The sequence below is a fragment of the Bacillus sp. F2HM genome, assembly GCF_019266135.1.
In the GTDB taxonomy this organism is placed as follows: Bacteria; Bacillota; Bacilli; order Bacillales; family Bacillaceae; genus Bacillus; species Bacillus safensis.
Genome location: NZ_LRMO01000020.1, coordinates 23564 through 44168, shown reverse-complemented (window position 1 = coordinate 44168; position 20605 = coordinate 23564). Strand labels below are relative to the sequence as shown.

Annotated in this window: 21 protein-coding genes, 1 pseudogene, 2 riboswitches and 1 other annotated feature; of the genes and pseudogenes, 13 read left to right on the top strand and 9 right to left on the bottom strand. The window is 38.9% G+C overall.

Annotation, left to right across the window (positions count from 1 at the left end):
- Positions 1–17: 17 nt before the first annotated feature.
- The 3 genes from AWT60_RS13365 to AWT60_RS13355 form a co-directional block, all read right to left on the bottom strand.
- Complete coding sequence (locus AWT60_RS13365) at positions 18–1073, bottom strand: helix-turn-helix domain-containing protein (RefSeq protein WP_218677362.1); 1056 nt, start codon at positions 1071–1073, stop codon at positions 18–20.
- A complete protein-coding gene (locus AWT60_RS13360) occupies positions 1074–2735 on the bottom strand; it encodes a 2-isopropylmalate synthase (protein WP_087976368.1) in 1662 nt (553 codons plus the stop codon).
- A 57-nt stretch (positions 2736–2792) separates the two neighbouring features.
- Positions 2793–3058 (bottom strand) — a binding site (T-box leader).
- Between the two features lie 219 nt (positions 3059–3277).
- Complete coding sequence (locus AWT60_RS13355) at positions 3278–4165, bottom strand: helix-turn-helix domain-containing protein (RefSeq protein WP_218677361.1); 888 nt, start codon at positions 4163–4165, stop codon at positions 3278–3280.
- Positions 4166–4253: 88 nt separating this feature from the next.
- Between AWT60_RS13355 and AWT60_RS18545 the strand changes: the two are divergent.
- Positions 4254–4457, top strand: a pseudogene (locus AWT60_RS18545) (glutamine-hydrolyzing GMP synthase); the annotation flags it as partial.
- A 532-nt stretch (positions 4458–4989) separates the two neighbouring features.
- Here AWT60_RS18545 and AWT60_RS13350 read toward each other — a convergent pair.
- The 5 genes from AWT60_RS13350 to AWT60_RS18540 form a co-directional block, all read right to left on the bottom strand.
- Complete coding sequence (locus AWT60_RS13350; protein ID WP_041108713.1) at positions 4990–5460, bottom strand: DUF7878 domain-containing protein; 471 nt, start codon at positions 5458–5460, stop codon at positions 4990–4992.
- On the bottom strand, positions 5436–6284 hold the full coding sequence (locus AWT60_RS13345) for an SAR2788 family putative toxin (RefSeq protein WP_041108711.1): 849 nt from the start codon (positions 6282–6284) through the stop codon (positions 5436–5438). Before AWT60_RS13345 ends, AWT60_RS13350 begins: the two co-directional genes overlap by 25 nt.
- Position 6285: 1 nt before the next feature.
- Positions 6286–7215 carry a S8 family peptidase gene (locus AWT60_RS13340; RefSeq protein ID WP_041108709.1) on the bottom strand — a complete coding sequence of 310 codons (930 nt, stop codon included), beginning with the start codon at positions 7213–7215 and terminating at the stop codon, positions 6286–6288.
- A 748-nt stretch (positions 7216–7963) separates the two neighbouring features.
- Positions 7964–8524 carry a GNAT family N-acetyltransferase gene (locus tag AWT60_RS13335; protein WP_041108707.1) on the bottom strand — a complete coding sequence of 187 codons (561 nt, stop codon included), beginning with the start codon at positions 8522–8524 and terminating at the stop codon, positions 7964–7966.
- 4 nt (positions 8525–8528) lie between these two features.
- Entirely contained in the window at positions 8529–8714 is a 186-nt protein-coding gene (locus AWT60_RS18540) for a hypothetical protein (protein ID WP_041108705.1), read from the bottom strand.
- A 179-nt stretch (positions 8715–8893) separates the two neighbouring features.
- On the opposite strand from AWT60_RS18540, the gene AWT60_RS13330 reads away from it, so the two are divergent.
- Entirely contained in the window at positions 8894–9439 is a 546-nt protein-coding gene (locus AWT60_RS13330) for a sigma-70 family RNA polymerase sigma factor (protein WP_024426708.1), read from the top strand.
- Positions 9408–10853: a DUF4179 domain-containing protein gene (locus tag AWT60_RS13325; protein WP_218677360.1), complete on the top strand. Its 1446-nt coding sequence runs from the start codon at positions 9408–9410 to the stop codon at positions 10851–10853. The genes AWT60_RS13330 and AWT60_RS13325 overlap by 32 nt, the downstream gene beginning before the upstream one ends.
- Positions 10854–10871: 18 nt before the next feature.
- Here AWT60_RS13325 and AWT60_RS13320 read toward each other — a convergent pair whose 3' ends face one another.
- Positions 10872–12059, bottom strand: coding sequence for an MFS transporter (locus AWT60_RS13320; protein ID WP_025092617.1), 1188 nt, complete (start codon positions 12057–12059; stop codon positions 10872–10874).
- A 100-nt stretch (positions 12060–12159) separates the two neighbouring features.
- Here AWT60_RS13320 and AWT60_RS13315 point away from each other — a divergent pair, with 100 nt between their 5' ends.
- From AWT60_RS13315 to purB, 10 genes are all read left to right on the top strand, one after another.
- A complete protein-coding gene (locus AWT60_RS13315; protein ID WP_218677359.1) occupies positions 12160–13056 on the top strand; it encodes a LysR family transcriptional regulator in 897 nt (298 codons plus the stop codon).
- A gap of 115 nt (positions 13057–13171) precedes the next feature.
- Positions 13172–13273, top strand: a riboswitch (purine riboswitch).
- A 144-nt stretch (positions 13274–13417) separates the two neighbouring features.
- Entirely contained in the window at positions 13418–14743 is a 1326-nt protein-coding gene (locus tag AWT60_RS13310; protein ID WP_024424502.1) for an NCS2 family permease, read from the top strand.
- Between the two features lie 208 nt (positions 14744–14951).
- Positions 14952–15113, top strand: coding sequence for a hypothetical protein (locus tag AWT60_RS13305; RefSeq protein WP_162860200.1), 162 nt, complete (start codon positions 14952–14954; stop codon positions 15111–15113).
- Positions 15114–15124: 11 nt separating this feature from the next.
- Positions 15125–15304: a YezD family protein gene (locus AWT60_RS13300; RefSeq protein ID WP_024424503.1), complete on the top strand. Its 180-nt coding sequence runs from the start codon at positions 15125–15127 to the stop codon at positions 15302–15304.
- Positions 15305–15526: 222 nt separating this feature from the next.
- On the top strand, positions 15527–16318 hold the full coding sequence (locus AWT60_RS13295) for a hypothetical protein (RefSeq protein ID WP_034623017.1): 792 nt from the start codon (positions 15527–15529) through the stop codon (positions 16316–16318).
- 204 nt (positions 16319–16522) lie between these two features.
- Entirely contained in the window at positions 16523–17077 is a 555-nt protein-coding gene (locus AWT60_RS13290) for a DUF2179 domain-containing protein (protein WP_024424505.1), read from the top strand.
- Complete coding sequence (locus tag AWT60_RS13285) at positions 17074–17274, top strand: NETI motif-containing protein (protein ID WP_012009137.1); 201 nt, start codon at positions 17074–17076, stop codon at positions 17272–17274. Before AWT60_RS13290 ends, AWT60_RS13285 begins: the two co-directional genes overlap by 4 nt.
- Positions 17275–17353: 79 nt before the next feature.
- Positions 17354–17455: riboswitch (purine riboswitch) on the top strand.
- A gap of 169 nt (positions 17456–17624) precedes the next feature.
- A complete protein-coding gene (purE, locus tag AWT60_RS13280; protein ID WP_024424506.1) occupies positions 17625–18113 on the top strand; it encodes a 5-(carboxyamino)imidazole ribonucleotide mutase in 489 nt (162 codons plus the stop codon).
- Positions 18106–19248 carry a 5-(carboxyamino)imidazole ribonucleotide synthase gene (gene purK, locus AWT60_RS13275; RefSeq protein ID WP_034623019.1) on the top strand — a complete coding sequence of 381 codons (1143 nt, stop codon included), beginning with the start codon at positions 18106–18108 and terminating at the stop codon, positions 19246–19248. Before purE ends, purK begins: the two co-directional genes overlap by 8 nt.
- Positions 19245–20540, top strand: coding sequence for an adenylosuccinate lyase (gene purB / locus AWT60_RS13270; RefSeq protein ID WP_008355754.1), 1296 nt, complete (start codon positions 19245–19247; stop codon positions 20538–20540). Before purK ends, purB begins: the two co-directional genes overlap by 4 nt.
- Positions 20541–20605 lie beyond the last annotated feature (65 nt).

Genomic DNA, 20605 nt, shown 5'->3' with positions numbered 1-20605 from the left:
ATCATTTCTCCTCTTTATTATCTATTTTTTAAACGATATTGATGTGGTGTTAGGTGATAATTTTTCTTAAATAAACGAATGAAATGCTCTACATTTTGATAACCAACGGCTGCCGCAATATGATCTACTTGTGAATTGCTGCCAGTGAGCATTTCGCAGGCTTTTTCCAATCTTATTTCTTGTCGAATCTCACGAAATGATTTGCCAAGCTTACGAGCTATATATTTTGACAGGTAAGACTGTGAAAGGTTAAATTCCTCTGCCATCTCCTGGATTGTTATATGCTCACAACATTGCTGAATATATTGGAGCATTTCAATAATACGTATATCACGATATTGTTTGACCTGATTTACGTTCATATGACTTGGTTTGAATCTTAATAAGAGACATAATAATATCTCAAACAAATTATTCATAATCAACTGGTAACTAGGGAACCGATTATAATTTTCTGTAAATAGTTGAAGAGAGCAGTCTAGCAAATGTTTATCCAAGTGACTATGGAAAATAAGAATATTTTTATTTTCTTTTATATACAATGCATTCAAAAAGAACTCTGAAATGACATTGTTTCCTTTTAACATTTTAAAAAACACTTTTTGAAAAGTACTCTTACGGATCATGATTTGCATGGCGATTGTATTCTCCAATACAATTGGCTTGTGTATGGTGTCAGGTGGAATAAAGGCAATATCTCCTGATTTTAAAGTCATTTTTTTGTCTTCCACTTCTACATACATCTCATTTTCCAGAACATAGATCATTTCAAAGAAATCATGGATTGCCGGCAATTGAGGCATAAAACGGCTATACTTTCTCACTTCGATATCTTTCTCCTGACCTAACCACATGGTATCCTCTTTTTCAAATTCGTTCTGCCCTTTTTGCAAAAATTCTTCTATATATATTTGCTTATGCATTAAATTGTGTTTATCATAATCCTTCAAAAATAATTGCAATGATTGATTGTCATGCTTTTTCTGTTGGTATTGTTGATAAAAGATTTCTTGCTCGTTATATTCTCTTAAATATTGCATCACTTCATGTTTTTCAAGTTTATCTTTTTCCATCTACATCCAAACCTCTAGTTTATTTACTGCAACCACCAGGGCCTTCACTGTTGCTTCTATAATATCTTTATCAATTCCAGCACCCCAATGCATTTTTCCTTGATATGAAATGCCAATCTGTGCACAGGCTTGTGCTTGGGAATCTTTGCCCAAAGAATTCTGTTCATAGACTTCCAAAACATATTCGAGATGAAAATATGCTTTTAACGCATTACTGATTGCATCTAAACTTCCAGTGCCAGTTCCTTGTATTTCAATTTGTTGATCATCTCTCAGCAAAGTTAAGGTAACTTCCTGCTTTTCTCCTTTATGAAATTGATAATCAAGCAGCTGGAAATGAGGGTGATAATCAACATACTGTTCTTTAAAAACATGATATATTTCTTCGACACACAATTCCTTACTTGCCTGATCAGATACTTTCTTCGCTTCATATCCCATGGCTTCATTCATTTGATAAGGAAGTTGAATGCCATAATTTGTTTCGAGTATATAGCCTATGCCGCCTTTTCCAGACTGGCTATTGATTCGAATCACATCCGTTTGATAATTCCTCCCCAAGTCAACTGGATCTACTGGGATATACGGAACGTCCCATTTATCAACATGATTTTCCTTTCTATATTTCAAACCCTTAGATATCGCATCTTGATGTGAACCAGAGAATGCGGTGAAAACCATCTCCCCAGAATAGGGCTGCCTCTCGGGAACAGTGATTTTTGTTAGTTTTTCATATTTTTTACGAATCGCTTCTAGGTTATTGAAATTCAATTTTGGATCATAACCTTGTGAATACATATTCATCGCCAAGGTAATTAAGTCTACATTCCCTGTACGTTCACCGATACCAAATAATGTACCTTCGACTCTTTCTGCGCCAGCTAGAACACCAAATTCTGCATCACTCACCCCAGAGCCGCGGTCATTATGAGGATGAACAGATAATGTCACACTGTCTCGGTAAGACAGATTTTTGTGTATATACTCAATCTGACTTGCAAAGATATGAGGCATTGAATATTCAACTGTTGTCGGAATATTGATGATTGCTTTATGAGTTGGTGTCGGTTTCCAAATATCTAAAACACTATTACAAATATCTAACGCATAATCAACTTCTGTTCCTGGAAAGCTTTCTGGACTATATTGAAAATAAATATCACTATTTGTTTTTTCGGCAAGTTCTTTTACTAAAATAGCTCCATCAATGGCAATTTGTTTAATTTCATCTTTTGTTTTCTTAAATACCTGTCTGCGCTGCGCTTCTGAAGTCGAATTATATAAATGAACAATCGCTTTCGGTACTCCCTTAATGGCTTCGAAGGTTCGGCGGATAATATGCTCTCTCGCTTGTGTGATCACCATAATCGTGACATCGTCTGGAATCATATGATGATCAATCAGTGTCCGTAATAGCCTAAACTCCGTATCAGAAGCAGCTGGAAATGCGATCTCAATTTCTTTAAAACCTATCTCTACTAATAACTGAAACATTTCCAATTTTTCTTCTAAGTTCATAGGAATAGGTAATGCTTGATTACCATCCCGCAAGTCCACACTGCACCATATCGGAGCACTTTCTAATGTTTCTTTCTTCACCCAATCATAAGTAAGGTTCGGTGGCAAAAAGTATTTCTTTTCGTATTTTTTGTGGTTAAACATGATCGATTCCTCCTAGAAAATAGAATATAAAAAAAGCCTTTCATCCCCAATATTTACCTTGGAGACGAAAGACTTCTTCTTACGCGGTACCACCCCTGTTTCATGATAACCGTACATTATCATGCCCTTATTCGGATACAGATTGTTTCATCTGATATCCTTCCCATATAACGGTGGGGTGCCGACCTTAACTACATTCAATACTTTTCATTTCACTAAGGCTACTCTAAGGTGAGTTCCCTGCTTTTTTGTTATTGCTTCTCATCAACCAGCAACTTTCTGAAAACATTTTGGCAAGTACTATTCCTTATCATCGCATTCTAATTTTTCTGATTTTTTCTATTATACCAAGTCTACAAAAAAGAGATAGTGATAGGGATATCTTTTTTAATTGATTTTTTTTGTTCTATGGGTGCTTATCTTTAATCCTCTTCACCAAATAAAATTCCAAGGCCACAAATAAAGGTGAGTGAATTCATAGCGAACAATAAAATCGCACCAATTTTTTTCATGGCAATGAACCTCCTCTTAAATTCAGTCTGCTAGCCTTCAAAATTTAAATTCACTGGTTCATCCTCTAAATGATCCACGGTATTTTGTTCTGTCACTGGCACACTTTCATCTACAGTTTTAAAACTAAGTTCGTCCATCCAAATGTGACCTTGACCATGTAGCAATATGCCAAACGCAATGACTTCACTTTTGACTGGAACATCCAATACTACACTAAAATGATTCCAGCCGTTTGTTCCTGTAATGGGGCGGTTCATCATGTTGTCAAACGCAAGAACTTCACCTGAAGAATGGTCAATCCTCATCCATAAACCAGCTGAACCTTTCACATCTTCGCTTTTGACAAAAGCAGAAAATTGAAGGCGTTCTCCGCGGTAACGATCAGACTTAATTTGCTGCATTAAGGTCGCGAATCCTCGTGCTTTTTCATCCTTTGATTTCAGGTAAGCTGAGGTAGTACCACTGTGTACAATTCTGTCATCCAGACCTGTTTCATAATCAGATGGTGTTTCTCCCGTCATAATCCAGCCAGTAGGTGTGTTCTTATTTGCAGCCATATTCGTTTCCTCCTTATCAATGACATTCCTTAGTAATCTCCGATAACGTGCGGGTGACATGTCATATATCTTCTTAAAGGCTCTAGTGAAGGATTCCTGTGAACTAAAACGATACTGCAATGCGATATCAATCGCCCTCTGATCCGTATGAATTAAATCCTTCGCCGCTTGAGTCATTCGACGTTCCCGTATATAGTCAACAACTGACTTCTTAATCACTTTTTTGAACATACGGTGAAAGTGAAACCTAGAATAACCAGCGTGTTTCGCTAGAGTTTGAAGCGGTAAATCATCTTTCAGATGCTGTTCAATATAATTCAATGTTTCTTGAATCGTTTTCTCATGTTCTTGATAGGACAACCGAGCACCTCCTTGCCTTACGAGTTTAGTATAGCGGAAATGCTTTTTAGGGAACTTGACTTTTTGTGCTGTGTTGCAATTTTAGAATAGACCTTCTAGTCCTGGTTCAGGACTTGGTATCCGTGTACTGGGTGGAGTTTCTGAAGAAAATCTAGAAATCGTCCGAGAATAAGATTTAATTCTACTCGAAGAAATTACCACCTTGGGCTTTGAGTGAGACATCTGACAATATTTTAAGGTTCTCCCAGACATCCGCAACAAAGGTGCCATGGATGACGCCAGAATATACGACTAAACAATTGGTATCGGTGCTATCACTTTGATTAATGGCAAGAAAATAAAAGGGTACTCTAAAAAAACTGTTGAGCGCATTTTAAATACAGTTTGGGATATTTACCATGTAAGATTAATAGAACAATCTTTTTTTAAGATAATAGTAATAAGGAAGAGATATTTTTATCATATTTCAGTTCAAGAGATGATGCTTTTAATGAGTTATCTAAAATAAATCAAATAAAGATTTTTGTAATTAATGATGGAAGACCGCTTGCAATTCGAGATATAGGTATAAAAGATATTTGTAACGACGAATTTTACAATGAGCTTTCATTCTTCATTTTTATTGCTATTTTTGAGCATTCTTCTCTGTTTTGATTTATTAGCCATATCAATCCTACAAATATAGATTCAATACCTAGCATAATTGTGGCTATTATGATTCCTATAAAACCAGCTAAGAAATATAAAATCAAAAATACACCTCCTCTAAAAACATCCTACTAAAACATTGAAAAGAACCCCTAACCAGGAGTTCTTTTCTCTATTCAATATTTTCTTAATGGGATATTTCCAATAAAGTTTTTTAGTGAAATTTTATAATGTTGTTCAATGTCACGTCCAAGGCTTTCATGTAATACCTTCATTTGTTCAATTATATAATTAAGATCGAAGACATTATATAACTGTTGAGTTTCCCAAATAGTGGTGAGTCGAGCCTTATTATCAAATGGTATTACTGAAATAATGGGGTCGTCTTCCTCATACTCCATTGTGTAATATCTATACTCTGTAACTTTGTTTTTTTTCTTTATCTTTTTAATCCAGTCGTGCAAAGATGCATAAAATTCTAATAAGGCGATATTTTCTTCAAAATATACTTCGCCATTTATAACTATTTTAAACTCTCCCTCTACTCTTAGAGCTGTTGACGGATCTTTCTTCATGTTCTTTGGAATATCTTTCTCATCAGATGTGAACATATAATTAAATTCTACTTGATTGGATAAGCTGTCCATATTTTACCATCCCAACCTATAACTATTTTTATTTTTGTCTCACCTTTTGTTCCGATCTTCTTTTTCAGATTTGCAGTGATGACAAAGGATAGTTTTTTATTATTGTTTATAGTAAACGAAACATTTTTAGATTGTAAGGCTTCTTTTATCCATTTATTCACTGTGCTCTTGCTTTTGGTATCAAATTTTCTGTATCTACCTTTTGCATTACTAAGATGTTTGTTGCTAACAGAAAACTTAGAAACTTTTTTTATACCTTGTTTAATTACCTGTTTTTTAAAAGTTTTTATTATTAGCTTCTTTCCGTATTTTTTAATAGCATATTGAATACCAAACCTAGAAACAATTCCAACTATTATTGCTGGAACAATTGATGACTGAGCTTCTATGGTGCTAACTTTATACTCTTTTCCTGTTTCATCATCCACAAAGGTTGCTGTAAAATCATTTCCTTCAATCTCTTCAATTAACACGTTGAATTTGTTAGTTTCTTTTTCCCCATTTTCTAACTCTGTAATACCATCAACTGTGATTTCACCTGTCTCATGATTAATTTTCATGTCAGTTTGGACATTCATACTCTCAGCTTCAAGCTGAGTAGATACATTAACTTCATCTGGGCTTTCCTTAACTTCCATTAACATATCTTGTTCTAGCTCTATCCCCAATTCTTTTTCAACATTCACTTCATATTCTTTACTAGCATTCTCTTCTATTCTTAAAGCATCAGAATCAATTTCGCCTGATTTTGCACTTGCAAATTCAGGAACAACTCCACACAAAAACAATGTTAACACAAGAATTTTTATTAAAACCTTCTTCAATCTAATTCTCTCCCTTGTTACAAATAATCATCCCATTGCCATACTCTCTGTCATAACCTAGCTTTCCAAGATCAACTGTATTTTTCTTGAGTGTTTGATGAACATTCTCTTTAGATTTGTATTTTTTAGAATACAAACAGCCTATAGCACCTGTTGCAAACGCAGTTGCAAAGGATGTACCTTTAACTTTTGTATATCCTCCGTGTATATCAGTTGTTTTAATATTTACTCCAGGCGCAGAAAAGTCAATTTTTCCTTTTGCTGAAATTGGATCAATTTTTAGTTTTTCGTTAAGTGAGGATATCGATAAGACGCCATCATATTTCGCAGGGTATTCAACAGTTAGACCTAATGTATTTCCAGAAGCAGCTGTAATTGTTATATTGTTATCTAAAGCAATTTTTATAACATTTCGTAATTCATCGTAGTCTTTTCCAAATCCGAAACTTATATTAATTATGTCTACCTTTTGCTCAATACACCATTTAATCCCTTTGACAACATCTTCAACTTTTCCTTTGCCATTTTTATTTAGTACCTTGACATCATAAATAATGGGATTCTGTGAAATACCTTTTATTTCTTCACCAGTTGCAGCGATTATTCCGGCAATTGCTGTACCATGACCATAATCATCTTCGATAGATTTTTTTGGTTTAATAGCATTGTACTCATAAAAAGTTAAATCTTTAAACTCTTTATGCGACTTATTAATACCGCTATCAAGGATAGCAATTTTGACATAATTCTTATGATTATTAGGTTTTTCATGACCTATAACTTTATATCCCCATAGCAGGTCTTTTTCCTTCTCTGTCTTGTATGATTTACTATTATCCTCAGAAACATCGCCAGATAGTCCCCAACATAATACAATTGCAAGAATCACTAGGCACGAAACAAATAGTAATAAGGCTTTTGACTTTTTCATTCAAGCTTCCTTCTCACATGCAGTATTTAGAATTAATACAGAATATACCTCCCTTACCTTTTTTTGAAATACAAGAATATATTAACCTATATTTATTTTGATGTAAATGTTATTTAAGGGATTATATCCTTATATATTTAAAATTTACCATGCGTGTACTACTGTAATATGCCAGTTCTTCTTCTTGACTCGTTTACTTAATAATTATCTATGATTTTTTTGATTAAGAATGTTTTGCCACTGCCGCTATGACCTGATAACACAATAAGTTTATTCATTACTTGCTGTAACCTCACTCCAATTCCACATGTCCAACGTTCTCCAAAATTGAAAGCGAAACAAGTAAACATAAAAATAATGTCACAAAAATAGATTTTGAAAATGAAAAATCTAAATTAATCAGTGAAATTGAAAATGGACAAAAGTTCTTTTTTTGGAATATGAATTCTTCTAACTAAAACAGATTAAAGAATAGGCTATTTTTATTTGAATCTTGTACCTAGAAAAGAAAAGTAAGTGAAATAGTGTAATTACTTAAGTGTGGATCTGCATTTTGTTCAAAAATTTTTACTATTACTGATACAATAATTATAGAAAGGGTGTTGAATATTGCTGGAATTGTAAGTGAATTAGAAGGGTTACCATGCAAAGAAACCTCTAGTCATAAACTTGACTAGAGGTTTCTTACTGGGTAATTGTGCAATTTTAATTCATTCACTTTAACGCTTCTGTTTAAAAATCATTCAGTTTATTTGAAATCTCTCTTCAAAATCGAATACATAAACACATCATCAAACCCGTTCTGACCAAAATCATACTCCCTTAATAAACCCTCTCGAACAAAATCAACATTCTCCAATAATTGAATAGAGGACGTATTTGCTGGATCAATAATCGCTTCAATCCGATTCAGGTTCATTTCCTGAAACCCATATCGTAACACCGCAGCAATCGCCTCGCTCATAATGCCTTTTCTCCAATGATCGTGATGCAATTCATAGCCAATTTCCGTGCGGCAGTGCTGTTTTTCCAAATTAAGAAACCCACAGCTGCCGATGATCGCAGGATCATCTTTTAGAGAAATGCCCCAGCGGATGCCTGTTTGTTCTTTGAAGATGTCGTGATACCACTTGATTTCTTCTTTTGTGTCTTCAATCGTTTCATGAGCATCAATCCCCATGTAGCGGCACACGGTTTCATTGGATAAGTAGATGTGCATATCCTCAGCGTCTTCGATCGTTGCTTGTTTTAAGATTAGTCTTTCGGTATGTATTGTTGGAAATGTTTGTGGAGAGTTGATTTTGTTCATTTGGTTATCCTCCATGCGATGTCTTTTTTTCTGTACATGCCTTACAATAAAAAACCCCTTCATTCCTCAGCCAAGCCTTCACCTCTGTCATCCCTCGTCTCTTTGGGTAGGTCAGCTTGACGTACACTTCTTCGTTTCCTTCTATCTTTTTTTGACAGCTAGCACACGCGGGTTCTTCAAATAGAAACAATCGACTTACTCCTTTTTGTACATATTTCTTCCATTATATCAAATGTTCGACATGTTCTTTGCGGCCCGTTATTCACTTTTTCTATTTTTGTCCGACATATGCTAAGGAAAAGAAAGTTCCATTTGTTGAAACCGTTTGAGAGAAAGCTTGCTCTAACAGGTGTAGGAGGTGTGAGTGAGATGAAGCAAGTGCGTCTAATTAAAAAAGCACAAAAAGGGAATGTCCCGGCATTTGAGAAATTAATGCTGATGAATCAGGAGCGTTTATATAAAACGGCTTTTCTCTACACAAGAAATAAAGAGGATTCGTTAGATGCTGTTCAAGAAACGGTCATTAAAGCGTTTAAGCATCTATCTGGATTAAAAGAACCGGCTTATTTTTCTAGCTGGCTGACGCGGATTTTAATTCATACGATTTTTGCGATGAAGAAAAAGCAGCAAGATGTTGTTCCGTTTGAACAGCAGCACGAAAGCGTTGAGCGACATGATTTTTTAGAAGACAAGCTCGATTTAAAAAATGCACTTGAAGTGTTAGATGAGCAATATCAGCTCGTGATTCAGCTATTTTATTTTCAAGATTATTCGATTTCGATGATTTCTGAGCAGATGGGTGTGCCTGAAGGAACGGTTAAAACTCATTTGTATCGTGCAAGAAAGCTATTAAAGCAAACATTGGAGAAGGAGGAGAGTGTCAATGGAAACAAAAGAAATGAAAAAGCTCTATGATGATATTGGTGTACCAACAGTTGAAGTGACCTCTGCCATTCGTCAAGCCATTGGTGATGTAAAAGCGGAACAGAAAAGACATTGGTTCAAATGGAATTGGAGAACGCCAATATACTCTGTCCTCGTTCTCATCGTCCTTTACTTTTCATCAGGTTTCCTTTTTCCTTCTCTTAATACAGCGATGGCACGTGTACCGATTATTGGACAGTTTTATATGATGTTTCACGATAAAGTAGGAATGGCTCTTTTTCAGAGTGATTTGGTGAAGCATGTCAATGAAGGGGCTGAATCAAGAGGGGTGACTGTGAAAGTAAACAGCGTGTACTATGATGCCGGGCGGCTTGTTTATACGTTCACGGTGGAGAATCTCCATACAAAAGAAGATTCTGTTTCGTTCATAGTGAATGCAGAAAAAATCGATGGAAACTTCCAACTTAATTATGATAAAACAGAGTTGAAAAAATTAAAAGATGGCCGCTATGTTGGGCAGACGGAAGTCTATACAAATGGACAAACGATCAAACAAGGTCAGCAAGTGCCACTTGTCATTTCGAAGATTGGGGATATTGCAGGGAATTGGCGTTTCAAGTTACCTGTGGTCAAGCAAAAAACCACCTTACTAGCGGGACAAAAAGACGTGTCTATTTTAAATGGACGTTATCAAATAAGAAATGTAAAGGTAGAAAATGGAGTGAATGGCTCTGCTATTCAATATGCCATTGATTACAATGGTTTTGCCAAAGATGATAAAGTTAGTATACATGGGATGAAAGATAATTTAGGAAATGAGTATGAGCTTGAGATTGGAACTGTTTTAAGGAAAAAACACCTGACTTCTGATAAAAATAGAAAAGAACATTTGACGATTTTGAATCAGCCGATCAATCCAAAGGCGACCGAATTGACATTTGACACATCTGTGGATATCGAACGAGAATACAGCCACATCATTCCTCTCAAGACAAAGCTGCCTGTTCAGTTCAAAACAAAACACCATGGCATCGGAATCAAAATCAATAAGATAGAGCAAAAAGACCGTTCTGTGATTGTTGATTATCAATTTACTGGAGTAGATCAAAAAGAATTAGATCAGGATGTGATGGAGAATATAGGTGAATTCATTGGATTAGGCGATGTTGAAAAGATGAAATCATGGCCCGATCCACAAGCAGACTATGAAAGCGGATATTACTTGAAGGGGAACCATGCGAAGATGACGAATTTAAAGACAGCTTCCATGCAATCCACCTTTGAATTTGATGATAAGAATTTAGAAACTTTATCATTAAAGCATTTTTCTTTTAAAGAATATGGGCTTTACCTTGATTTGTCAGAACTGAATATGTTGGCACCACAGAAAGCGATAAAGGTAACCATTCCAGTCAAAAAAGAAACATCAAACGCTAGTCAATAAATAAGAGAGCGAACATGATTACACATGTTCGCTTTTTGTCTGTTGTTCCACCAGTCGATGACGATTGAACGAATACCGAATCAACATCAACGCCACAAAACTAGCTAATCCACCAATCCAACTTAAATTGGTTACATTTGTATACTGTATAATCACACCGCCCATAGACGATCCGAGCATCATGCCGATGTTCATAATCGCTGTATTAAAGCTCAGCACAGTTTCTGATGCTTGGGGTTTAAGGGAGATCAGATAAAATTGCTTCGCTGGTGTTGTTGTCCATGTGGCGATGCCCCAAATGGCGAGTGTGATCAAGACGCTAATTGTAGAGAATTGCGTAAAGAATAAGGCAAAGAGAGCGAACATCTGGATCATGATGCTGATCGAGATGGTTCGGTTTGGTCCCCATTGATCAACGGCGAAGCCGCCAAAGCGTGAGCCAATAAAAGCAGAAATGCCTAAGACGAGCAAGGCCATGCTTGTCATTTCAATTGAAAAGCCGGCGGTCTGTCGTAATAAAGGAGAGATATAAGCAAAGACCATCGTGTAGCCTAAGATCCAAAAGACCGTCGTGGCTAAGCCGCTGATCACTCTGCGGTCTTGAAGAATGTGTAATTGCTGCTTTAATGGCAGATGTGAATGTCCCTCTATGCGTGGCAGCAATTGATAAAGCAGTAAGAAGAGACAAGCAGTACCTAGTGCAATGATGAGAAAAATATAGTGCCAATCCACATGACCTGATAGAAATGTTCCAATCGGCACACCAAGTACGAGTGAAACGGTGAATCCAGTAATGACAGTCGCCATTGCGCTTCCCTTTTTTTCTGGCGGGGCGATCTGCGCTGCATAATTCGTGGCGACGACAATATATAAGCCGCCGCTCATGGCCATGATGACACGAGAGAGCAGGAGCAGCACAAAATGATGGCTGAAAAAGGCGAGCATATTGCCTAAAATAAACACAAAAATAGCTGATAACAAAACCTTTTTTCGGTTCAGCTTCGACGTTGCCATGACTAAAAAGAGAGCGCCCACTGCATAAAAAAGAGAATAGACGGTGATGAGCTGTCCGGCAGCAGGAATAGAGATGTGTAAATCAACAGCAATGATATCTAGAATGCCTGACACAACGAATTCTGACGTGCCTGTGACAAATGAACCGACAGCTAAAAGAATGATCAATAGCTGATGAGATGTGTTTTTCATTTTGAACCCTTCCTTCATGTTGATACGTTGTCTTTAGTTTAAATTCCGTGCTAACATAAGTAAAATTGATGTTTTTCATGAAGGAGATGAGTAAATACTCATGAGCTTTGTTCGCTTTGATATTATCGCAAAAGTTGTGGAGCTTGGCAGTTTTACAGCAGCAGCTGAAGCATTAAATATGACGCAGTCAGCTGTGAGTCATGCAGTGGCGAATTTAGAGTCAGAGTGGGGTGTGTCTTTATTCATTCGTGACCGAAAAAAGGGCATTATGCTGACGGACATTGGTCAAACGCTTCTCCCGCATATTAGAGAAGTGCTAAATAGAGTGGAGAAAATCCAGCAAGAAATTGCGTTAACGAAAAATATTGAAACAGGCCTGATTCGTATCGGCACATTTGCCAGTGCCTCTGCTTGTTTATTGCCTAAACTGCTTGTAAGCTATCAGAAAAAACATCCGAAAATCGAATTTAAATTTTATGAGGGAACGTATGAAGAAATATTGGAGTGGCTGGATTCTGGCATCATTGATGTTGGATTTGTTGTAAAAGGCCATGCGGATGAAGCCTTTGATTTACTGCCGCTTATGAAAGATGAGATGGTCGTCGCCTATCACCCAAATCATCGATATGAGCAGCAGCCCATTGTAGATATAACAGATTTGGCAGATGAACCATTTATTATGCCGACTGGCATGTATCAATCACATGTAGAGGATATTTTTTCGGAGGCGCAAATGAAGCCGGCTGTTTTATTTGAAGTTCATGATTGTACGACCATTGCCCGTATGGTCGGGGAAGGACTTGGCGTCACAATAGGCCCTGAGTTATTTTTAAAAACGCAGCAGCTTGTGCATATTCGCCAGCTGAATGTCTCTCATCATCGTGAGGTTGCGCTTGCCTGTCCGTCGCTCTCTCAAGCTTCTCCGGCAGTGAAAGAGTTTTTCCATGTAGCCGAAGCGGTTTTTGCAAAAGAGAAGGATTTGGGGAAGGGTGTATAAAGAACTAGATGTGAATTTCCAAATTCGTGTAATAAGACGAATGAAGCGGACATTTCTTTGAAAAATGTTCGCTTTTCGTATTGTGTTTTAAAAATGAAGTTGGTACAATAGACACAGAAATCAAATAGATAGAAGTCGTATAATCGCGGGGATATGGCCCGCAAGTTTCTACCAAGCTACCGTAAATGGCTTGACTACGTCAATTCACACTCGTTTGATATAAATCATGCATTGTTCTTGTTTTATGTCACAGTCTGAATTCACATATGTAGTCAAGCGTCCCAAAATTGTTGGGGCGTTTTTTATTTGACTAGTGAATGGGGCAGGCTAAAGCAAAAGGACATGAAGGGAGTCAGTTGGCTTGAAACAGTTTTTTCAGTTTGATGAATTAGGTACGAATTACCGCAGAGAGATCATCGGTGGTTTAACCACATTTTTGTCGATGGCTTACATTCTGTTTGTTAATCCGATCACACTTGCATTAGTGTCTGTGCCGGATTTTCCAGATAAATTACGAATTGATCAGGGGGCAGTCTTTACAGCGACGGCGTTAGCTTCTGCTGCAGGGTGTATTCTGATGGGATTGATCGCCAGGTATCCGATTGCGATTGCACCCGGTATGGGTCTGAATGCGTTCTTCGCCTTTTCGGTTGTACTTGGCATGGGCATCAAATGGGAAGCTGCACTTTCAGGTGTGTTTGTTTCAGGATTGATTTTCGTTGCTCTTTCTTTAACAGGTTTCCGTGAAAAAATCATCAATGCCATTCCGGCTGAGCTGAAGCTGGCAGTTGGTGCGGGTATTGGTTTGTTCATTACGTTTGTCGGTCTTCAAGGCTCTGGCATTATCGCCAATAATGATAATACGCTCGTTTCGCTTGGAAATATTCATAGTGGTCCGGTTCTGTTAACGGTGTTTGGTATCGTTGTGACGGTCATTTTAATGGTACTTCGAGTGAATGCAGGTGTTTTCATTGGGATGCTTGTGACAGCTATTGCAGGGATGATTTTTGGTCTTGTGCCAGTACCATCTCAAATTGTGGGAAGTATTCCAAGCTTGTCTCCAACCTTTGGTCAAGCCTTGATTCACTTACCAGAAATTTTCTCCATTCAAATGCTTGTCGTGATTTTAACGTTCTTATTCGTTGGGTTCTTTGATACAGCTGGTACACTTGTGGCTGTGGCAACACAGGCTGGTTTAATGAAAAATAATGAGCTGCCTCGTGCAGGAAGAGCGCTTCTGGCGGATTCTTCTTCTATTGTTGTAGGTTCTATTCTTGGTACATCTACAACAACATCTTATGTTGAATCTAGCTCAGGTGTTGCTGCTGGTGCGCGTTCTGGTTTTGCAGCTGTCGTCACAGGTATTTTCTTCTTGCTTGCGATGTTCTTCTCACCACTTTTATCCATCGTTACATCGAATGTAACAGCACCTGCTTTAATCATTGTCGGTGCGCTGATGGTCGCTCCGCTGGCGAAGATTGCATGGGATCGTTTTGAAATTGCGGTACCAGCTTTCTTAACGATGATTATGATGCCACTGACATACAGTATTGCAACAGGGATTGCGGTTGGCTTTATTTTCTACCCGATTACGATGATCTTTAAAGGGAAAGCCAAAGAAGTACATCCAATTATGTATGGATTGTTTGTCATCTTTATTCTATATTTTGCTTTCTTAAATCATTAATTGAACATTTGAAACAGCAGCTCATGGAAGCTGCTGTTTTTTTGTTAAAAAAATCAAAACATAGTTGACTTATAGGAATTATGTGTTTATGATAAAAAGACATAATTCGCTGATTGGATCACCAAAGGCGCTTTGATTTCCTTTTTTAATAGAAGGTTTCAGGGTGCCTTTTTTTCTTGCAGACATTCAAAAGGGGAGGAGATGTCTTTTGTCACGCTGGCTTCGACAGGTGATTGAACGAAAAAAGCAGGTGCTGATTCAAAAGCTCCTTTTATGGGGGCATGAAGAAGGGCAGGAAGCACTCATGCATTATACAATTCATGAGCTGGAAAATGAGGTTCTCTATTTAAAAGAGCGAAAACAAAAATAGGGGGATGAGCGATGGATGAACAAAAGCTGAATTATATTTTATCTGCCTTAAAAGGGATCGACTATGGATCAGTGGTCATCACCATTCATAATGGACATATTACACAGGTTGATACGACCAAGAAGACTCGGTTCCCCGCTCATCAGGAGAATCTCCGGGTCCAGCAAGGAAAGCGGAGTCAATATCGTTGACCATGAATTTCAACATTGATAAAAAGCTGATGGAGGCCGTCAGCTTTTTTGTTTTGTCTTATTTTCTCTCCATTTTAAAACCTCTGCTGCCTTTTATCCGTCTATTCGTATGAACGTCAAGGAATCTTGACTGAATAGAGAGACTCCGCTACTTTAAGAGGAGTCATCCGAACAGTTCATGCACTTTTAGCACTGTAAGGATTGGATAGGAGTTGATATGAGATGTTAGAGAAAGATCAAGATCAGGGGACATCTGAAAAGAAAAACGAAGAGTCATCAATAGATCAAGAAACAAGGCAATCCCGCCTCAGCCGCAGCGCTGCAAAACGAGGAAGAACCTCAAAAACAGCGGATGATGAGCGTTCAGCTATCCAGCGTATACTGCAAGGTGTAGGAGGCGCGTTTAAGCGTTATGGTTCATATGGACTGGCGATGTTAAAATCACCGAGCCGGGCCATTAATCAAGCGGAAACATTGCGTATGAAGTACGCCTGGATCTCGATTGTGTTATTCAGCGTGTTTTTTGCTTTAGGCAACTATGTTCAATTAAAGGCGTCAAAGACCCGTTTATTAGGCTTTGGCATTCATTATTCTTTTGGTGACGCCTTTTTGAGAGTGGCAGTCTTTACGCTCATTGTGCTGACATTGATGATGCTTACCGTCTGGCTGCTCGGAAAGTACATGCTAAAAGGAAACATATCACTGAAAGAAGTGATCATGAAGTTTGGTGCTGCGCTTGTGCCGGTGTTGGTTTTATCCATCCTTTGGCTTGTATTTGCCATGCTGAATATTCCATATGTGACCGTCATAATATCCGTAATGATGTTTGTCGGCCTCCAGTTGATTGCGGTCGTGCTCTTTCGCTCGATTCAATCGGAGCATGATGCCGTACGTGGAGATTTGATGTATGCAGGCTGGGTCTTTTTATTGGTTGAGCTTGTCATCATTGCGCTGCTCTGGGGCATAGTCGGGGAGTATTTGATTCCATCACTTGTTCCTGTTCGATTTGGATAAAACACACTGAAAACCTCCTTTTTTGAAAAAGGAGGTTTTCATGTTGAGAAAAGAAAAAAACGGGTAAACTCTTGGTAACAAAGACCACCCTTGTTGTCGAAAGATATATGTGTTTTGATCGCGTAAATTTGATTGTATCAAGGTATGTTCTCTAGTAGAATATGGGGTGCTTTATTTGATTTTTTAGTGCAGGGGGTTCGAATCGTGCTTCAACAACTTTTATCCAATGCGTTCACCATGGTTTTAATCATTTTAGTGATTAATATTGTTTATGTTTCTTTTTCCACCATGCGTTTGATTTTAACGATGAAAGGCAGACGGTACGCAGCTGCTTTTGCGGGTACGATCGAAATGCTCATTTATGTCATTGGGTTAAGTATCGTTTTAGATAACTTAGATCAAATACAAAATGTCATTGCGTATGCGCTAGGTTATGGGATGGGGATCATTGTCGGGATGAAAATTGAAGAGAAGCTGGCACTTGGCTACACAACTGTTAACGTGATCACAAAAGAATTGGATGTCGATCTCCCAAGACAATTGAGAGAAAAAGGATATGGTGTCACCAGCTGGGTAGCAGGCGGTCTTGAAGGAGACCGGACAGCATTGCAAATTTTAACACCGAGAAAATATGAACTGCAATTATATGAAACGATTAAGACGCTGGATTCAAAGGCGTTTATCATTTCATATGAGCCCAAATCGATTCACGGCGGCTTCTGGGTGAAGGCTGTGAAGAAAAGGAGAATTAAAGAATGACCGCAAAACCAAAGAAGAAAAAATTCTATGTGGAAGACAACATGACGATTGATCAAGTGTTGTCCCAGATGGCAGCGGAAGGCTACTCGCCTGTCCGTCGAATGGAGGAACCGATTTTTCAAGAAAAGAAGGAAAATGGGTCGATTCAGATCATTCCGATTGGGAAAAAAATCGTATTTGAAGGAAAAATAGTCTAAATCCGAACATTAAAACGACGACTTCATAGATTGTTCGATAAATCCGTTGACATCATGAACATCCGTTGTTAAGATAAACATGAAATCAAAACACGAGCCTCATATAATCTTGGGAATATGGCCCATAAGTTTCTACCCAGTTACCGTAAATGACTGGACTATGCAGGATAGTGAACAAAACTGACATGGCGTTTCAAAAGCGAACAGCGCTTACCATGGCCCGGTTTGTGTTGCTTCCTAACATTGCAATACAGACCGGGCCTTTTTGTTCGGCGTTTGACAAGCTGCTTAGGTTTGGGAAGCGTGTCAAACGATACAAAATCGAATAACAGCTTAAAGGTGGGGACAAAATGAAGCCGCTTGTAGGTGTCATCATGGGAAGTACATCTGATTGGGAAACAATGAAAAATGCGTGCGACATCTTAGAGGAATTAAACATTCCGTATGAAAAACAGGTAGTATCCGCACACCGGACACCTGACTTGATGTTTGAATATGCGACTGAAGCAAGAGGTAAAGGACTAAAGGTCATCATTGCCGGTGCTGGAGGCGCAGCACATTTACCGGGGATGGTCGCAGCAAAAACGACACTGCCGGTCATTGGTGTGCCTGTACAATCAAAGGCACTAAACGGGCTTGATTCCTTATTATCCATCGTTCAAATGCCAGGCGGTGTACCAGTTGCTACAGTAGCAATTGGCAAAGCCGGTGCAACAAATGCAGGCCTTCTTGCCGCACAAATGATTTCAGCATTTGATGAAAAGGTCGCAGCTCGCCTTGAAGAAAGAAGAGAGCAGACAAAACAGACTGTACTAGAAAGCAGTGATCAGCTTGGCTAAGCAGACCATTTTTCCAAACGCAACCATCGGGATCATTGGCGGCGGACAGCTTGGCAGATATATGGCTGTCAGCGCAAAGCAAATGGGGTACCGGGCAGCAGTTCTAGACCCAGTTGCACAATCTCCTTGCGGACAGGTTGCTGATAAAGAAATCACAGCCGCATATAGTGACCTTGAAGCGATTCGAAAGCTGGCAGACATCAGCGATGTGGTGACTTATGAGTTTGAAAATATTGATTATGATGCACTCAATCAGCTGAAGGAAGAAGCCTATTTACCACAAGGAAGCGACCTTCTCCTTTTAACTCAAAATCGTGAGACCGAGAAAAAAGGAATTGTAGACGCAGGCTGTGAAGTAGCGCCTTACCGCATCATTCATGATGAAAAAGAGCTGGAAGACGCAGTGGACGTGCTCGGTTTGCCAGCCGTGCTGAAAACATGCAGAGGCGGCTACGACGGAAAAGGACAGTATGTCATTAAAGAAAAAGGACAGCTTCAGGAAGCAGCTGCACTGCTCACACATGGAACTTGTATTTTAGAAAGCTGGGTTCCATTCCAAATGGAGCTATCAGTGATCGTCACTCGTTCTGTTCATGGAGAGATTGCAGTATTCCCAGTCGCTGAGAACATTCATAAGCATAATATTTTGTTCCAAAGCATTGTGCCTGCAAGGGTAGAGAACCGCATTCAGGAGAAGGCGAAAGAATTGGCAACAACACTAGCTGAAAAGCTGGGGCTGGTTGGTACTCTTGCTGTAGAACTGTTCCTGACAAATGACGGAAAGCTGCTCGTCAATGAACTGGCACCACGCCCGCATAATTCTGGTCATTATACACTCGATTTATGTGAGACAAGTCAGTTTGAACAGCACGTCCGCGCTATATGTGGTTTGCCGCTTGGCGGTACAGCCCTTTTATCAGAGGGAATGATGGTGAATTTATTAGGCGATGAAGTGGACATTCCAAAAGAGCATCCTGAGCTTCTCAAAGAAGCGAAGCTTTATCTATATGGAAAGCATGAAGTAAAAGCCGGCCGCAAAATGGGGCATATGACGTTTATGAAACAGCTCGATGATGAGTGGATGACAAACATCACAAAGATATGGACTGAAAGAGATGGAGGAAACGGGAAATGATCGAACGTTACGCACGACCAGAAATGTCAGCAATCTGGACAGAGGAAAACAAATTTAATGCATGGCTTGAAGTAGAAATTCTCGCTTGTGAAGCTTGGGCAGAGCTTGGCGTCATTCCGAAAGAAGACGTTGTGACAATGCGCAAAAATGCAAGCTTTGATATTGGACGTATTTTAGAGATTGAACAAGACACGCGCCACGACGTGGTTGCCTTTACGCGTGCTGTCTCTGAATCTCTAGGAGAAGAAAGAAAGTGGGTTCATTACGGATTAACATCGACAGACGTAGTGGATACGGCGCTTTCATATCTATTAAAACAGGCGAACGATATCCTGCTCAAGGACATTGAGAGATTTGTTGACATACTAAAAGAAAAAGCAAAAGAGCACAAATATACCGTCATGATGGGCCGTACACACGGTGTACACGCTGAACCGACAACATTTGGCCTGAAGCTTGCTCTTTGGTACGAGGAAATGAAGCGTAACCTAGAACGTTTTAAACAAGCAAAAGCTGGCATTGAATATGGCAAAATCTCTGGAGCTGTTGGCACATATGCGAACATCGACCCGTTTGTTGAGCAATATGTATGTGAGAAGCTTGGCATCAAAGCTGCACCAATTTCAACCCAAACCTTGCAGCGTGACCGCCATGCAGATTACATGGCTACTCTTGCTTTAGTCGCAACGAGCATTGAGAAATTTGCTGTTGAAATTCGTGGTCTTCAAAAGAGTGAAACACGTGAAGTAGAAGAGTTCTTTGCCAAAGGACAAAAAGGATCATCAGCGATGCCGCATAAGCGTAACCCAATCGGTTCTGAAAATATGACGGGAATTGCCCGCGTGATCCGTGGATATATGCTGACAGCTTATGAAAATGTACCGCTTTGGCATGAGCGTGATATTTCTCATTCATCTGCTGAGCGCATCATTTTACCAGATGCAACGATTGCACTGAACTATATGCTCAACCGTTTCTCAAACATCGTGAAAAACTTAACGGTTTTCCCTGAGAACATGAAGCGCAACATGGACCGCACACTCGGCTTAATTTACTCACAGCGTGTTCTTCTTGCATTAATTGATACAGGCATGGCACGTGAAGAGGCATATGACACGGTTCAGCCAAAGGCGATGGAAGCGTGGGAGAAGCAAGTGCCGTTCCGTTCATTAGTAGAAGCAGAAGAAAAAATCACGTCCCGCTTAACACCTGAACAAATCGCTGACTGCTTCGATTACAACTATCATTTGAAAAATGTCGATATGATTTTCGAACGTCTAGGTCTTGCGTAAGAAATGGGCCGCCTGCTTGCCAGGCGCCCAATCCTGAAAATTGCCAACATTCAAATTAGGAGGCC

What these genes read in the sequence shown, in the direction of transcription:
- AWT60_RS13365 (WP_218677362.1), bottom strand. Translation starts at nt 1,073, where the DNA reads ATGGAAAAAGATAAACTTGAAAAACATGAAGTGATGCAATATTTAAGA.
- AWT60_RS13360 (WP_087976368.1), bottom strand. Translation starts at nt 2,735, where the DNA reads ATGTTTAACCACAAAAAATACGAAAAGAAATACTTTTTGCCACCGAAC.
- AWT60_RS13350 (WP_041108713.1), bottom strand. Translation starts at nt 5,460, where the DNA reads ATGGACAGCTTATCCAATCAAGTAGAATTTAATTATATGTTCACATCT.
- AWT60_RS13340 (WP_041108709.1), bottom strand. Translation starts at nt 7,215, where the DNA reads ATGAAAAAGTCAAAAGCCTTATTACTATTTGTTTCGTGCCTAGTGATT.
- AWT60_RS13335 (WP_041108707.1), bottom strand. Translation starts at nt 8,524, where the DNA reads ATGAACAAAATCAACTCTCCACAAACATTTCCAACAATACATACCGAA.
- AWT60_RS13330 (WP_024426708.1), top strand. Translation starts at nt 8,894, where the DNA reads ATGAAGCAAGTGCGTCTAATTAAAAAAGCACAAAAAGGGAATGTCCCG.
- AWT60_RS13325 (WP_218677360.1), top strand. Translation starts at nt 9,408, where the DNA reads ATGGAAACAAAAGAAATGAAAAAGCTCTATGATGATATTGGTGTACCA.
- AWT60_RS13320 (WP_025092617.1), bottom strand. Translation starts at nt 12,059, where the DNA reads ATGAAAAACACATCTCATCAGCTATTGATCATTCTTTTAGCTGTCGGT.
- AWT60_RS13315 (WP_218677359.1), top strand. Translation starts at nt 12,160, where the DNA reads ATGAGCTTTGTTCGCTTTGATATTATCGCAAAAGTTGTGGAGCTTGGC.
- AWT60_RS13300 (WP_024424503.1), top strand. Translation starts at nt 15,125, where the DNA reads ATGGATGAACAAAAGCTGAATTATATTTTATCTGCCTTAAAAGGGATC.
- AWT60_RS13295 (WP_034623017.1), top strand. Translation starts at nt 15,527, where the DNA reads ATGTTAGAGAAAGATCAAGATCAGGGGACATCTGAAAAGAAAAACGAA.
- AWT60_RS13285 (WP_012009137.1), top strand. Translation starts at nt 17,074, where the DNA reads ATGACCGCAAAACCAAAGAAGAAAAAATTCTATGTGGAAGACAACATG.
- purE (WP_024424506.1), top strand. Translation starts at nt 17,625, where the DNA reads ATGAAGCCGCTTGTAGGTGTCATCATGGGAAGTACATCTGATTGGGAA.
- purB (WP_008355754.1), top strand. Translation starts at nt 19,245, where the DNA reads ATGATCGAACGTTACGCACGACCAGAAATGTCAGCAATCTGGACAGAG.